Source organism: endosymbiont of Lamellibrachia barhami, assembly GCF_011947365.2.
In the GTDB taxonomy this organism is placed as follows: domain Bacteria; phylum Pseudomonadota; class Gammaproteobacteria; order Chromatiales; family Chromatiaceae; genus QGON01.
Genome location: NZ_JAAVSH020000001.1, coordinates 422,796 through 437,235, shown reverse-complemented (window position 1 = coordinate 437,235; position 14,440 = coordinate 422,796). Strand labels below are relative to the sequence as shown.

At 56.3% G+C, this 14,440-nt stretch carries 13 protein-coding genes; 9 read left to right on the top strand and 4 right to left on the bottom strand.

Annotation, left to right across the window (positions count from 1 at the left end; genetic code table 11):
- Positions 1-205: 205 nt before the first annotated feature.
- Both G9Q73_RS01820 and G9Q73_RS01815 read right to left on the bottom strand, forming a co-directional pair.
- Positions 206-394 (bottom strand): AAA family ATPase, encoded by a 189-nt coding sequence (locus G9Q73_RS01820; RefSeq protein WP_177418229.1) that lies wholly within the window; start codon positions 392-394, stop codon positions 206-208.
- Positions 394-1,263 (bottom strand): NAD(+) kinase, encoded by an 870-nt coding sequence (locus tag G9Q73_RS01815; protein ID WP_177418228.1) that lies wholly within the window; start codon positions 1,261-1,263, stop codon positions 394-396. The genes G9Q73_RS01820 and G9Q73_RS01815 overlap by 1 nt, the downstream gene beginning before the upstream one ends.
- A gap of 189 nt (positions 1,264-1,452) precedes the next feature.
- Between G9Q73_RS01815 and hrcA the strand changes: the two genes are divergently transcribed.
- The 8 genes from hrcA (at position 1,453) to G9Q73_RS01775 (ending at position 10,337) form a co-directional block, all read left to right on the top strand.
- Positions 1,453-2,508, top strand: a complete 1,056-nt coding sequence (gene hrcA, locus G9Q73_RS01810) for a heat-inducible transcriptional repressor HrcA (RefSeq protein WP_177418227.1) — start codon at positions 1,453-1,455, stop codon at positions 2,506-2,508.
- 60 nt (positions 2,509-2,568) lie between these two features.
- Positions 2,569-3,180 carry a nucleotide exchange factor GrpE gene (gene grpE / locus G9Q73_RS01805; RefSeq protein WP_177418226.1) on the top strand — a complete coding sequence of 204 codons (612 nt, stop codon included), beginning with the start codon at positions 2,569-2,571 and terminating at the stop codon, positions 3,178-3,180.
- 86 nt (positions 3,181-3,266) lie between these two features.
- Positions 3,267-5,207 (top strand): molecular chaperone DnaK, encoded by a 1,941-nt coding sequence (gene dnaK, locus G9Q73_RS01800; protein ID WP_177418225.1) that lies wholly within the window; start codon positions 3,267-3,269, stop codon positions 5,205-5,207.
- A 124-nt stretch (positions 5,208-5,331) separates the two neighbouring features.
- Positions 5,332-6,477 (top strand): molecular chaperone DnaJ, encoded by a 1,146-nt coding sequence (dnaJ, locus tag G9Q73_RS01795; protein WP_177418224.1) that lies wholly within the window; start codon positions 5,332-5,334, stop codon positions 6,475-6,477.
- Positions 6,478-6,541: 64 nt separating this feature from the next.
- A complete protein-coding gene (gene dapB, locus G9Q73_RS01790; RefSeq protein WP_177418223.1) occupies positions 6,542-7,345 on the top strand; it encodes a 4-hydroxy-tetrahydrodipicolinate reductase in 804 nt (267 codons plus the stop codon).
- A gap of 4 nt (positions 7,346-7,349) precedes the next feature.
- On the top strand, positions 7,350-7,823 hold the full coding sequence (locus G9Q73_RS01785; protein ID WP_177418222.1) for a hypothetical protein: 474 nt from the start codon (positions 7,350-7,352) through the stop codon (positions 7,821-7,823).
- A gap of 106 nt (positions 7,824-7,929) precedes the next feature.
- The gene (locus G9Q73_RS01780; RefSeq protein ID WP_177418221.1) at positions 7,930-8,946 is read left to right on the top strand and encodes an IS110 family RNA-guided transposase; all 1,017 of its coding nucleotides are present in this window, start codon (positions 7,930-7,932) and stop codon (positions 8,944-8,946) included.
- Positions 8,947-9,356: 410 nt separating this feature from the next.
- Positions 9,357-10,337: a flagellar hook-length control protein FliK gene (locus G9Q73_RS01775; protein ID WP_246344914.1), complete on the top strand. Its 981-nt coding sequence runs from the start codon at positions 9,357-9,359 to the stop codon at positions 10,335-10,337.
- A 93-nt stretch (positions 10,338-10,430) separates the two neighbouring features.
- On the opposite strand, the gene wecB is transcribed toward G9Q73_RS01775, so the two are convergent.
- Positions 10,431-11,561 (bottom strand): non-hydrolyzing UDP-N-acetylglucosamine 2-epimerase, encoded by a 1,131-nt coding sequence (gene wecB / locus G9Q73_RS01770; protein ID WP_177418220.1) that lies wholly within the window; start codon positions 11,559-11,561, stop codon positions 10,431-10,433.
- A gap of 239 nt (positions 11,562-11,800) precedes the next feature.
- Positions 11,801-13,120 (bottom strand): TRZ/ATZ family hydrolase, encoded by a 1,320-nt coding sequence (locus G9Q73_RS01765; protein WP_177418219.1) that lies wholly within the window; start codon positions 13,118-13,120, stop codon positions 11,801-11,803.
- A 67-nt stretch (positions 13,121-13,187) separates the two neighbouring features.
- On the opposite strand from G9Q73_RS01765, the gene mtnA reads away from it, so the two are divergent.
- Positions 13,188-14,168, top strand: coding sequence for an S-methyl-5-thioribose-1-phosphate isomerase (gene mtnA, locus G9Q73_RS01760; protein ID WP_439654684.1), 981 nt, complete (start codon positions 13,188-13,190; stop codon positions 14,166-14,168).
- Positions 14,169-14,440: the final 272 nt, after the last annotated feature.

Below are 14,440 nucleotides of genomic sequence, written 5' to 3'. Positions count from 1 at the left end.
TGTGTACTTCGTTTCAGTTACGTATTGCCAAAACGTGCTTTGGTTCCTAGCATTTGGAGAGGACAGGACGACCGTTGATCTTAGGCACAGGGCGGCTCTCTCTGGTGAGTACACGCCGTAGCTTGAACAGTCGTTCGTCTCGTCGAGGAGTGATCCTGGAACATTGGCGGATCTCGGCAGGGTGGAGATATCGAAGATGGCAGTTTCAGGCCCGTTCACTGCCACTCCTGATCATGTTGTTGTCGTTTTGCCGCCGAGGAGCCCAGACCAAGGCGTCGATCAGGATGGATTTACCCGCCCCCGTTTCACCGGTGAGGGCGCTCAGTCCGGAAAAAAGGTCGAGCTCCAGTGCTGCAACTATGGCCAGATTACGAATATGTATCTGTGTCAGCATCAGCCCCAGCCCAACTTGGCGCGCAGGAGATTGTAGTGATCGTGTCCGCGGGGATGGATCAGCCGCACCGGGTGCTTCGCCTTGTGGATGCGGATTATCTCCCCCTCCATCACCGGGAGCGTGGCCTGGCCGTCACAAGTGACCCGGACATGTTCCGCATGGCCTTGGACCAGGTGGATCTCCACTTCACTGTCACCGTCCACCACTATGGGGCGGTTGCTCAGGGTGTGGGGACAGATGGGGACCAATACCAGCGCGTTGAGCGAGGGCATCAGCAGGGGGCCTCCGCCGGAGAGGGCGTAGGCCGTGGAACCGGTCGGTGTGGCGATGATGAGGCCGTCAGAACGCTGGTCGTTGACCAGTCTGCCGTTGATATAGGTCTCGAATTCGATCATGCGGGCGATGTTCCACTTGTGCACCACCACGTCATTGAATGCAGGGATGACATCACCCGAACCCTTGCCTTCACCGATGGAGGCCTGCAGCATGAAACGCCGCTCCTCATCGTATTCCCCGGACAGAATGGCGTCGAGATGGGGCAGCATCTCTTCGGGTGAGATATCGGCGAGAAAACCGAGTCTGCCAAGATTGATGCCGAGAATGGGGGTGTCCTGGTCTGCCAGCACACGGGCTGCGTGCAGCAGCGTGCCGTCACCGCCTACCACGATCACCAGGTCGCTGTTACTGGGCAGGTCGATTTCGGGAATGCCGGGCAGGGGACGGCCCTCCAGCAGTTTGCAGGTGGCCTCTTCCAGCAGTACCTCGTGACCGCGCCGGGAGAGGAAATCCCAGAGACGGCGGGTTGTCGCCTTGACGGTCAGGTCCCCGTGCTTGCCGATCAATCCGATGCGCTGGAAAGGCTGGTTCATTTTATTAGCGGCTCCTTAGTGCCGGGAATCATCGGTTCTACTCAGGGAAACTTAGCATGTGCTTCAGACCAATCCAAGCATGCAGAAGGCTTATATTCCTTGACTCAAAAGGGGCGAATTGCTAGCTTTCACCCGGTTTTGGCACTCGATATAAAGGAGTGCTAGCAGTGTGCCTTTGCGGAGGGCTTTTTGGCAACGAAGAAGGTAATCAGTGAAAGCGGGGTTGGCGAACGTGCCCAGCACTTTCTCAAAGTGCTGATCGAACGCTATATCCGTGATGGTCAGCCCGTGGGTTCCAGAACTCTGGCGAAGGATGCCGGGATGGATCTGAGCCCTGCGACCATCCGCAATGTGATGAGCGACCTGGAGGATTTCGGGCTGGTGGCGTCGCCGCATACCTCGGCCGGGCGGATTCCCACTGTGACCGGTTTTCGTATGTTCATCGACTCTCTGCTCACGGTGCAGCGGCTGCAGGCGGGAGAGATCGAACGCATTCGCACGGAGCTAGCTTACTCCGGTGATGCAGGCGACCTGCTGACCTCAGCCTCCCAACTGCTCTCCGGCGTGACGCACATGGCCGGGATAGTGACGGTCCCGAGGCGGGAACGCACGGCATTCCGTCAGATCGAGTTCCTGCCGCTATCCGATAATCGGGTGTTGGCGATTCTGGTAACCAATGATGGCGAGGTGGCTAACCGCATCCTCAATACCCATCGGGATTTTACTCGCCTGGAGTTGGACCAGGCAGCCAATTTTCTCAACCACTCCTTCTCCGGGCTGGAGATGGAGAAAGTGCGTAGCCGGGTGCTGGAAGAGCTGAATGCCGCCCGTGAAAGTTTTGATCAGACCATGGCCCAGGCACTGGAGATGGCGGGAGAGGTGGTCGATGCGAGCACCCCGCGCGAAGATTGTCTCATTGCCGGACAGACCAATCTGATGGAGTTCGAGGATCTGGCCAGTCTGCAGCAGCTGCGCAAACTGTTCGATGCCTTTGCCGAGAAGCGCGAGATCCTCCATCTGCTCGATCAGTTTCACAATGCCGATGGGGTGCAGATCTTTATTGGCGAGGAGTCGGGTTTTCAGATACTCAACGGTTGTTCGATCGTGACCGCCCCTTATCAGGTGGATGAAGATGTGGTGGGCATGCTGGCTGTGATTGGTCCAACCCGCATGGAGTATGAAAGGGTGATCCCGATTGTCGATGTCACGGCAAAGATTTTGGGTGCGGCCTTGAAAAACAGATAACAACCCCAATTTGTCGGGTAATTCAGACTAAAATATTGAGATTCAGAGGTTAAGTGAGAGATGGATAAGGATCAGCCGGCAGAGTCCAGCGAAGAGGTAATGAAGACAGAGGGTGTGAGCGAAGCCCCAGATGTCGAAGTGGTGATTGAGGAAGGGTCCGTTGCTGGTGAAGTCTCCCCGGAGGGGCTGACGAAGTTGCTTGAAGACGCCCGCAGCAAGGCCGACGATCACTGGGATCAACTGATGCGCTCCAGGGCTGAGATCGACAACCTGCGCAAGCGCCAGGAACGCGATCTGGAAAATGCCCATAAATTTGCGCTGGACAAATTCTCCCAGGACCTGCTGCAGGTCTGGGATAGTCTGGAGCTGGGTCATCAGGCCGCGCAGGAAGAGAGCACCGATGTGGAGAAGCTGCGCGAAGGCACGGAGCTGACCCTCAGGCTGCTCAACAGCGTGATGGAGAAGAATGGTGTGGAACAGGTCGATCCTACGGGTGAGATTTTTAATCCGGAATTCCATCAGGCGATGTCGATGCAGGAGCGGGATGATGTGGAGCCTAATACGGTGGTGGCTGTGGTGCAGAAGGGTTACCGCCTGAATGGCCGCCTTCTTCGTCCGGCAATGGTGATGGTTTCCAAGGCGCCGTCCGCACCCGTTGATGAAAAGGCTTGAAGTTTTTTCGGCTGACCCCACTTATAGAGTCAGTTAGCAAGAATTACGATATTAATTTTAGATATAGAATTCGGAGATAGAGAGACATGGGCAAGATCATAGGAATCGATCTGGGTACCACCAACTCCTGCGTGGCAGTGATGGAAGGTGATACCGCAAAGGTGATCGAAAACAGCGAAGGTGATCGTACCACCCCCTCCATCATCGCCTATGCGAATGATGGTGAGATCCTGGTGGGACAGTCGGCCAAGCGTCAGGCGGTTACCAACCCCGACAACACCCTGTTTGCCATCAAGCGACTGATCGGCCGTATGTTTAAGGACGATGTGGTGCAGCGCGATATGGATATGGTGCCCTACAAGATTGTCCAAGCCGACAATGGCGATGCCTGGGTCGATATCAGTGGCAAAAAGATGGCGCCGCCGGAGATCGCGGCCAAGATTTTGCAGAAGATGAAGAAGACCGCTGAAGACTACCTCGGTGAAGATGTGACCGAAGCGGTGATCACCGTTCCGGCCTACTTCAACGACTCCCAGCGTCAGGCCACCAAAGATGCGGGCCGTATCGCCGGTCTTGATGTCAAGCGCATCATCAACGAGCCTACTGCTGCGGCCCTGGCCTATGGTATGGACAAGAAGCGCGGCGACCAGACCCTGGCGGTCTATGATCTGGGCGGCGGCACTTTCGACATCTCGATCATCGAAATCGCCGAGATCGATGGCGAACACCAGTTCGAGGTGCTCTCCACCAACGGCGATACCTTCCTCGGTGGTGAAGATTTCGACATGCGCATCATCGACTACCTGGTCGAGACGTTCAAAAAGGATCAGGGCGTGGATCTGCGCAACGATCCGCTGGCCCTGCAGCGCCTGAAAGAGGGTGCGGAAAAAGCCAAGGTCGAACTCTCCAGCAGCCTGCAGACCGATATCAATCTGCCCTATATCACGGCGGACCAGACCGGGCCCAAGCATCTGAACATCAAGCTGACCCGTTCCAAGCTGGAAGCCCTGGTGGAGGATCTGGTGACTCGTACCATCGAGCCCTGCAAGATCGCCCTCAAGGATGCGGGACTCTCCACCTCCGATATCGACGAGGTGATTCTGGTCGGTGGTCAGAGCCGCATGCCCAAGGTACAGGAGCAGGTACAGGCTTTCTTCGACAAGGAACCGCGTAAAGACGTCAATCCGGATGAGGCGGTGGCCATTGGCGCCGCTATCCAGGGTGGTGTATTGGGTGGCGAGGTCAAGGACGTGCTGCTGCTCGACGTCACTCCGCTCTCCCTGGGTATCGAGACCCTGGGTGGCGTGATGACCAAACTGATCGACAAGAACACCACCATCCCCACCAGCGCGTCGCAGGTGTTCTCCACCGCCGATGACAATCAGACTGCGGTGACCGTGCATGTACTGCAAGGTGAGCGCGAACAGGCGGGAGCCAATAAATCCCTGGGTCGTTTCGATCTGACCGACATCCCGCCGTCAGCCCGAGGTGTGCCGCAGATCGAGGTGAGCTTCGATATCGATGCCAACGGCATCCTCAATGTTTCAGCCAAAGACAAGGCGACCGGTAAGGAGCAGTCGATTGTTATTAAAGCCTCCTCCGGTCTGAGTGATGATGAGGTCGACCGCATGGTGCAGGACGCCGAGGCGCATGCCGATGAGGATCGCCAGTTCCAGGAACTGGCAACGGTTCGCAACCAGGCGGACAATATGATTCACGCCACCAAAAAGTCGATGGACGAGCTTGGCGACGACAAGCTGGAAGCCGGTGAGAAGGACACCATCGAAGCGGCGATCAAAGACCTCGAAGAGGTGATGAAAGGTAAAGACAAGGATGCCATCGAGGCGAAGACCAAGGTACTCACCGATGCTTCGTCGAAAATGGCCGAACGCCTCTACGCCCAGCAGAGTGGCGATGCGGGTGCCGCCGAAGCAGCGGGTGCTGGCGGCGACGCCGGTGCCCAGGGTGGTGCCGACGACGATGTGGTCGATGCCGAGTTCGAAGAGGTCAAAGACGACAAAAAATAAGGCCGGATTGCCTTACTGAAACACCGTGCATCGACCCTTCGGTTGGTGCGCGGTTTTGGCATTTATTGGGGGAACGCTTTGCGTTCCAAATATCATATGAGTTTGAAGTTCGGTTCAACAGCGCATGTCTAAACGCGATTACTATGAAGTACTGGGTGTACAAAAGAACGCCAGTGAGGCCGAGATAAAGAAAGCCTACCGGCGCCTCGCCATGAAGCACCATCCTGACCGGAATACCGGAGACGAGGCGGGTAAGGCTGAAAAGAGTTTCAAGGAGGCCAAAGAGGCCTATGAGATTCTCTCAGATGCCCAAAAGCGGGCTGCCTTTGACCAGTTCGGACATGCCGGTGTTGATTCCAGTATAGGTGGCGGCCCGGGAGGGTTCGGCGGCAACAACGCAAATTTCAGCGATATCTTCGGCGACGTGTTCGGCGATATCTTCGGTGGCGCCCGCGGCGGTGGCGGTCCTCGTGTACAGCGTGGTTCCGATCTGCGCTACAACCTGCAGCTTTCACTGGAGGATGCCGTCTCCGGCACCACCGTGAAGATTCGGGTGCCCACACTGGTCAAGTGTGATACATGCGGTGGCACGGGTGCAAAGAAGGGTTCCAAGCCCAAGGTCTGCGATACTTGCGGCGGACAGGGTCAGGTACGTATGCAGCAGGGATTCTTCTCTGTGCAGCAGACCTGTCCACGCTGTCATGGCAAGGGCTCCGTCATCGATAATCCCTGTACAAGCTGTCATGGTCAGGGTCGGGTGCAGGAGCACAAGACCCTCTCGGTGAAAGTGCCGCCAGGGGTTGATTCCGGTGATCGTATTCGTCTTTCCGGTGAGGGTGAGGCCGGTGAGAATGGCGGTCCTTCGGGAGACCTCTATGTGCAGGTCGTGGTTAAACCCCATGGGATATTCAAACGGGAGGATAACCACCTCTATTGTGAAGTGCCGATCAGTTTTTCCATCGCGGCGCTGGGTGGGGAGCTTGAAGTGCCGACCCTCGCTGGTAAGGTAATGCTCAAGATCCCGGCAGGGACCCAGACCGATCGTATGTTCCGCATGCGCGGCAAGGGGGTGAAGCCGGTGCGTGGCGGTGCGGTGGGTGATCTGCTCTGCAAGGTGCAGGTGGAGACACCGGTAAACCTGACTGATGAGCAACAGGAGTTGCTGAGAAAATTTGATGAAACCATGAAAAAAGGTGGCAGTAAGCACAGTCCTCAGTCCAGCACCTGGGTGGATGGTGTAAAGAAGTTTTTTGAAGGAATGGGCTTTTAGTTATATAACTGCCATAACGAGCTGATGATCCGCTGGTTAACCGAGCAACTGAGAGGATAAAAATATGACGCGTGTAGCCATTGTAGGTGCGGCAGGGCGTATGGGAAGGACGCTGATTCAGGCAATGAATGAAGCGGAAGGGCTGATCCTGAGCGCGGCAACCGAGCGGTTGGACAGTAATGTGCTCGGTATGGATGCCGGAGAGATGATCGGTATCGGAAATCTTGGTGTTTCCATTGCCGACTCGCTGGAGGATGTGGTGGATGATTTTGATGTGGTGATCGACTTCACTGCGCCAAAAGCCACCATGAAACATCTTGAAGTCTGTATGACTGCGGGCAAAAGCATGGTGATCGGCACCACCGGCCTGAGTGATACTGAAAAGAAAGACCTGGTGGATGTTTCCAGAGTGATTCCCATCGTCACTGCGCCGAATATGAGCGTTGGGGTCAATCTCTGCTTCAATTTACTGCGGATTGCCGCCAAGGTGATGGGGGAGGATACGGACATCGAGATTATCGAGGCCCATCATCGCAACAAAGTGGACGCACCATCCGGCACTGCGTTGCGTATGGGGGAAGTGGTAGCGGATGCCTTGGGACGTGACCTGAAAGAGTGTGCGGTCTATGGCCGGGAAGGCATGACAGGCGCGCGCGATACCAAAACCATCGGCTTCGAGACGATTCGTGCCGGCGATATCATTGGTGAGCACTCGGTCTGGTTTGTTGATGAGGGTGAACGTGTGGAGATCGTCCACAAGGCTTCCAACCGGATGACCTTTGCCAAGGGCGCTGCAAGGGCGGCGAACTGGATCGTCAACCAGGAGAAAGGAATCTTCGACATGCAGGACGTACTTGGGTTGAGGTAATCCCTTGGACTGGCTGCTTCGCCTGCCGTTATTTTGGGTACTGATACTGCTGGCAGGATGCAGCGATACCCCCTACCTGTCACCGGAAGATCAGGTCCGGCAATTCGTCGCCAGAGGTGAAGTTGCGGTGGAGGGTCGGGATCTGAGCACTGCCGCAGCACTGATCTCGGAGCAGTATTCTGATGGCAGAAGGCGTACCCGACATGAGATCAGGCGCCTGCTGGCAGGTTATTTTCTACGGCACAAATCGATTCATGTCGTCTACCGGATCGACCAGCTGGAGTTGCTTGAGGATGCGCAGGTGCGGGTTGTGCTGTTTGCAGGCATTGCCGGTACCGCTCCTGTGGGCAGTGAGGCGCTGAGCCAGTGGCGTGGTGAACTGTTGCGCATTGAGATGCTGGTGGTACAGGAAAGTGATGAAGCGTGGCGTCTCCAGTCGGCCAAGTGGCGCCGGGCGAGCAAAAAAGATATTTTGTAGCATGAAATAAAGGGGTCGATGAGATGGTCTCCTCCCATTCCACGAATCGGCGTCACAATGCGCCATGATGAAGGTGTAACCATCATCAAGGAGACGGGAGAAGACCATGAACAAGATTACGACAATTGGACTGGATCTGGCAAAGAATGTATTTCATGCAATCTGTTGTGATAGTCGCGGCAAGGTACAGAGCAAGAAGATGCTCAGACGAGGCCAGATGCTGAACTATTTTGCCAAGATTCCCTCTGCCCTGGTCGGAATGGAAGCCTGTGCTAGTGCGCATTACTGGGCACGGGAACTGAACAAGCTGGGCCATGAGGTCAAGTTGATTCCCCCGCAGTACGTCAAAGCCTTCTTGCGTGGCAACAAGAATGACTACAACGATGCACAGGCCATAGCTGAGGCAGTCACAAGACCCGAGATGCGTTTTGTACAGATCAAAACCGTTGAGCAGCAGGATATACAGGCGATTCACCGAATGCGGGAACGCTGCCAAAAGATGCGCACCGGGCTAAGCAATCAGTTGCGGGGATTGCTGGCTGAATATGGCATCGTGATGCCCCAAGGTATTCCCACACTGCGCAAACGCCTACCTGTCCTGCTGGAGGACGGGGAGAATGGCTTGAGCCAAGACTTTAGGTGCTTGCTGGCACAAGGCTATCAGCAGTTGCTGGTAGCCGATAAAGACATGGCTTTCTATGACCGTGAACTGAAGCGCCAGAGCCAGCAAAGTGAAGCCTGCCAGCGTTTGCAGACGATACCGGGCTTTGGTCCGATCGTATCAAGCGCCTTTCATGGTGCTGTTGGCGCCGGTGAGGCTTTCAAACGTGGACGCGATGTATCGGCCTCGTTGGGCCTGGTGCCCCGTCAGCATAGCAGTGGGGGGAAAGAGCGCCTGCTGGGGATCAGCAAGCGGGGAGATCGCTATCTGCGTAGCCTGTTGGTACATGGCGCCCGCGCTATTTTGTACAGGGCCTCGGCTAAGGATGACCGACTCAGTTGTTGGGCTGAGAAGATCCGGCAGAAACGGGGGTTTAACAAGGCCGTGGTTGCTTTGGCCAACAAGCTAGCCCGAATCGGTTGGGCCGTGCTGGCTAACAGAACGGTTTATCAGATGTCATGAAGATGACTGCAAGCAAACTTTGAATTACTGAAAAAACAGAGAGGTTACCCACCAGCGATTGCGAAGCCATTGTTGACCCAGATGACACAACAGGTCAGACCGGCGTATTGAAAACCTGGTAACTCCGAAGGCCGATAGAGGCCGTGGGGTCGAATAGGACGATACGCGCAGATTTCATCGAGGCCAGGGGCAAAAAAGTCCCACAAACAGGCCGGATATACGGAAGCAACCTTGTCCCTGTCATCGAGATGCAATAGCTTGCAAAGCGGGAGGAGACCATATACGGAGTCAAACCGCCTCAACCACGTCGCTTTTACCGCCATTGTTAGTGCGGTTTGACTTCGACCCCTATGGATTCTGGCCCGGTTTATGCTGGTTATCTGTCAGGATTCATATGACAGGCCGCGTTTATGCTTCAGTTACCCGTACTACCCGCCAGCCAGGGAGCAACCACGCTCTCGGGCGCCTCATCAGGAAAAGGCGGTAATCAGCCAGCTGTATCTCCGGACAGCGCGCCGGAAAACCCTTTTGATCAGCAGATGCAGGAGATGATCGACGACCTCGAAGAGGGGGTTGTCATTGCCCTGCCGCTGATGCCGGGTGTAGAGGGGAGTGACAAACTGACACCGTTTATAGTTACCGGCGGCAACCTGCTGCCGTTCAATCCCGCTGCAAACGGCAAGACAATGCCGCAAACCGCTATCCAATTGACAGACTCCTCTGGCCTGCAGACAGCGTCGCCCCCCATCGGTACAAACGCCCAAGCTGACATGAAAACCGCGTTGCTGCTCGGACAACTGATCCAGGGGGGCGCGAAGGGTGAGCTGGCCGGTTTGACTGTCGTTGCAGAAGGCGTCGCCCTTGAGGGCAGGACAACTGGAGAAATTGCCGGTGGATTCAATCTGGCCGGATTCCAGGCAGTGGGTGGCGGTACTGCTGCCCGACCGGGTATGGAGATGCTGCGGGTCGATGTGCCGGTCAGTCAGCCGGGGTGGGATCAGGCCGTAGGAGAGCGCATTCAGTGGATGCTCGGCCGCAATATCCAGAGTGCTGAAATAAAGCTGACACCGCCGCATATGGGGCCGATGGAGATCCGCATCTCCGTGCAAAATGACCAGGCCAGCGTAAGTTTCATCGCTCAACAACCCCTGACGAGGGAAGCCCTGGAGGCTGCGATACCCCGTTTGCGTGATATGTTGGGCGAAGCCAACCTGAATCTTGCCAACGTGGACGTGGGACAGCATGAGAGCCGGGAGGCATCTGCTGATGCCAATGGCGATGGCGGCAGAGGGGGCAGAGGGAGCATGACCGGTTCGACAGACTTGCCTGAACCCGGCAGTTCAGATGTGACAAGGCGTATGTCAGATGGTTTGGTGGATGATTATGCTTAAAATGTAGGCCGGTTCAAGCGTAGCGGAACCGGCACCGCCCGATCCGCTACGCTTGATCGGGCCTACATCCTCAGCCTATATTTTTTACGTAATCTACACATTCAGGATCGATTTGATCGAGTCGACCACCCTGCCGGCGGTCTTGCCGTCCCAGAGATCGGGCACACTGCCTTTTCCTGATTCGCCTCGGAGCACTGCGTCGATCTGTCCTTCGATGCTCTCCAGGGTGCCAAGCTGGTTGGTGCCCTGGGTGATGGTAATCGGCCGTTCAGTATTGGGGCGAAGGGTCAGGCAGGGGATACCGAGATAGGTTGTCTCTTCCTGCAAGCCCCCTGAATCTGTGATTGCAATACGGCAGTTGAAGACCAGGTTCATGAAACTGATGTAGTTCTGCGGCTCCAGCAATTTGATGTTGGGATTGTCCGAAATCGATGCCAGCAACCCGGTGTTCTCCAGATTCTTGCGGGTTCTTGGATGAACCGGGAAGACGATGGTCAGTGCCTTGGCAAGATGGGTCAACATGTCGCAGAGTGACTTCAACGATGTCGGGTTATCCACATTGGCCGGCCGGTGCAGGGTGACGACGGCGTACTCCCCTTTTTCCAGTCCCAAATCGGTATAAGTCGGGTCAGCTTCGATCTTGTCTCGCATCATCTCCAGTGAATCGATCATGATGTTGCCGACCCGGATGATCTTCTCCCTGGCGATACCTTCACGGAGCAGGTGTTCGTCCCCGTCAATAGAGGGGGTCCAGAGAATGTCCGCCAGCACGTCTGTTGCCAGCCGGTTTACCTCTTCAGGCATGCTGCGGTCGAAAGAGCGCAGGCCTGCCTCGAGGTGAGCAACCAGCGGACGATTCAAGCTGCTGGTGTCATTGGGATCGTAGACGACCTTGGTGGCTGCCAGCGTGCAGGCGATGGTGGAGTTGACGTCGCCGACCACCACCACCATGTCTGGTTTGTGTTCCAGCACGACCTTCTCATAGGCCATCATGACCTTGCCTGTCTGTTCTGCATGGCTGCCGGTACCTGCGCCCAAGTGGATGTGGGGTTCCGGGAGTTGCAGATCATGAAAAAAAGCATCGGACATGTTCAGGTCATAGTGCTGGCCCGTATGCACGATTTTCGGATCGGCCCACGACTCTTTGACGAGCGCGTGGTAGAGCGGTGCGATCTTCATGAAGTTGGGCCGGGCTGCTGCGATCAGATGTATGTTCCGTTTCATTGACTAACGTCGCTCCGATTATTGTTTCGTCCTGGATCTTTCTTTCGCTGACTATGGGTATGGCTGTCCGGCAGCAATAAGGAAGATGGTTTATTTTGATGTCTGGGGTCGGGTGGTAATGTTATTTCTTGTAAGGATGAAGTATGGAATACCACTCTGTATCGGTTTTCAGCTCCAAAACTTGAATGTGGATCCAATTCCTAATAATCGCCAGAAAATAAGGGAATCATCGACATAGATCAAGCTTCGGCGATTTTCTGCTGCCAGTGGTTGGCGCGTGAAATGACGCTGGCCTCGTCGATGGTCGTAAGCGCTCCATCACGCAGCAGTTCGCGGCCGGCAACCCAGACGTGATTGACCTGTTCGCGGCCTGCCGCATAAACCAGCTGGGAGATGGGATGGTACAGCGGCTGAGTGTTGAGTCGCTGCAGGTCCACAGCCACCAGATCCGCCGACTTGCCGGTCTCCAGTGAGCCAGTCACGTCACCCAGGCCCAGTGCACGGGCGCCATTGATGGTCGCCATGGAGAGTGCGCTTGCAGCGGGTACGGCACTGGCATCCTCCGCCACGCCCTTTGCCAGCAGTGCGGCGGTATGCATCTCGCTGAACATGTCGAGGTCGTTGTTGCTGGCGGCGCCATCGGTACCCAGGGCGACATTCACTCCGGCTTTCATCAGTCGGTTTACCGGGCAGAAGCCGCTGGCCAGTTTGAGGTTTGATTCAGGGCAGTGGACGACGTGGCCTCCTCCGTCAGCAAAGATCTCGATCTCACCCGCTTCCAGATGGGTCATATGCACGGCCATCAGCGAAGGGGTGAGCAACCCTAGCGCCTGCAGGCGCTGCATCGGGCGGTTTCCGTGATTCTGCAGCCCCTGCACAATCTCGTCGTTTGTTTCGTGCAGATGGATATGTACCGGAATCTCCAGTTCGTCAGCCAGTACCCGGATGCGCTCCAGGGGTTCGTTGGAGACGGAGTAGGGGGCATGAGGGGCGAAGGCGGTATGGATCAGGTTATTGCCACGAAACTGGTCATGTACCTCCAGCCCTTTATGCAGATAGTCATCGGCATCCGTGGCCCAGGCCGAGGGAAAATCGATGGCGATGAGCCCCACAACGGCCCGTATTCCCGCCGCATCGGCAGCGCGCCCCGCGACGTCCGGGAAAAAGTACATGTCATTGAAGCAGGTGGTGCCACCGCGCAGCATCTCCGCTATTGCGAGTTGGGTGCCGTCGTGGACAAACTCTTCGCTTATCCAGCGCCCCTCTGCAGGCCAGATATGCTCGTTGAGCCAGGTCATCAGGGGGAGATCGTCGGCCAGGCCCCGTAAGAGCGACATGGAAGCGTGGGTATGGGCATTGATCAGGCCGGGGATAAGCGCATGCCCGGTCAATTCAAGCTCATTGGCGGCCAAATATTTTTCCCGTGCCTGAGCGCTCGGCAGGATATCGTGAATGCGGCCTCCCTCTATGACCAGTGTATGGTTTTCCAGTACCAGGTTTTCCGGCACGACAGGAATGATCCACTGGGCGTGGATCAGGGTATCGACAGTAGAGGGCATAGGGTAGTCTTGCCTTTTTTATTGGATTTGCCTGAATAGCGCTAAATTTGCCACGGGAACCCAAAAGATGGAAGCACCAGATAGAAAGATTGAGCCCACACCCGATACTGCGATCGTCTGGCGTGAAAAACGGCTTTGGTTATTGGACCAGCGTTATCTGCCTGCAGCAGCCGACTATCTGGCGCTGAACAGTGCTGCCGCAACGGCAGATGCCATTCGGAATATGGTGGTTCGTGGTGCGCCGGCAATCGGCGTCACAGCGGCATATGGCGTGGTGCTGGCGGGCAGGGATGCATTTGCGTCTGCGGCATTGGAGTGGAAACAACGGATTGGCCAGGGGCTGGAGAAACTGCGCCAGTCACGGCCTACTGCCGTGAATCTCTTTTGGGCGCTCGATCGGATGCAATTGTTGATAGACGATCTGCCCGAGGCAGAGAACCCGGAAGCCGCCCTGCTGCAGGAAGCCGTGGCCATCCATGAAGAGGATGTGGCGGCGAACCGGCGCATGGGGGCGTTGGGCGCCTCGCTGATCGATGAACCCACCGGGGTCATTACCCACTGTAATGCCGGGGCGCTCGCCACCGGCGGGTATGGTACCGCCCTTGGGGTGATCCGCAGCGCCCATGCTGCCGGCTTGATCGATCAGGTGTTCGCGGATGAGACACGGCCCTGGCTGCAGGGATCCCGCCTCACTGCCTGGGAGCTGCTGCAAGACGGAATCCCCGTGACCCTGCTGGCCGATGGCGCGGCGGCAAGCCACATGTCCCAAAGAGGGCATAGGTTGGATTATCGCCGTCGGTTCCGACCGCACATTGCCGCAAACGGGATGTGGCCAAACAAGATCGGCACCTATGGTCTGGCCGTTGCGGCGAAGTTTCACAGGGTGAAGGTCATGGTGGCGGCGCCGGCCTCCACCATCGATATACAGGCGGTTTCAGGAAGGATATCCCCATTGAAGTCAGGGATAGGAACGAGGTTCTACCTCTGCGAGGGGCGAGACGCGACATTGGTGCAGAAGGGGCAGAGGTCTGGAACTGTTTTGATGTGACCCCGGCGGACTGGTCGACATATCGTCACCGAAGGGGTTGTCCACTCGCCGAACGCAAAAAGATGCACGTGAATTAGTGATGGAAAAGTAGGCTGAGACATGGCCTGAAAGTCCGATTTCAGACGTTTTTATGGCACCCAGCAGGGAGCAGTAGCTATGGTACAAGGTCTCTTTTACAATACCCCTTAGACGTCTGTCCGGTATTGATTGCCTTGGGACAAACATACAATTCGTACCGCGAAAGATAGCAGACGCCCATGAGCAATACGTAG

Excerpts from the sequence above, each read along its gene's own strand:
- dnaK (WP_177418225.1), top strand. The coding sequence starts at position 3,267 with ATGGGCAAGATCATAGGAATCGATCTGGGTACCACCAACTCCTGCGTG.
- G9Q73_RS01820 (WP_177418229.1), bottom strand. The coding sequence starts at position 394 with ATGCTGACACAGATACATATTCGTAATCTGGCCATAGTTGCAGCACTG.
- G9Q73_RS01765 (WP_177418219.1), bottom strand. The coding sequence starts at position 13,120 with ATGCCCTCTACTGTCGATACCCTGATCCACGCCCAGTGGATCATTCCT.
- G9Q73_RS01780 (WP_177418221.1), top strand. The coding sequence starts at position 7,930 with ATGAACAAGATTACGACAATTGGACTGGATCTGGCAAAGAATGTATTT.
- dapB (WP_177418223.1), top strand. The coding sequence starts at position 6,542 with ATGACGCGTGTAGCCATTGTAGGTGCGGCAGGGCGTATGGGAAGGACG.
- G9Q73_RS01775 (WP_246344914.1), top strand. The coding sequence starts at position 9,357 with ATGCTTCAGTTACCCGTACTACCCGCCAGCCAGGGAGCAACCACGCTC.
- grpE (WP_177418226.1), top strand. The coding sequence starts at position 2,569 with ATGGATAAGGATCAGCCGGCAGAGTCCAGCGAAGAGGTAATGAAGACA.
- G9Q73_RS01815 (WP_177418228.1), bottom strand. The coding sequence starts at position 1,263 with ATGAACCAGCCTTTCCAGCGCATCGGATTGATCGGCAAGCACGGGGAC.
- mtnA (WP_439654684.1), top strand. The coding sequence starts at position 13,188 with ATGGAAGCACCAGATAGAAAGATTGAGCCCACACCCGATACTGCGATC.
- wecB (WP_177418220.1), bottom strand. The coding sequence starts at position 11,561 with ATGAAACGGAACATACATCTGATCGCAGCAGCCCGGCCCAACTTCATG.
- dnaJ (WP_177418224.1), top strand. The coding sequence starts at position 5,332 with ATGTCTAAACGCGATTACTATGAAGTACTGGGTGTACAAAAGAACGCC.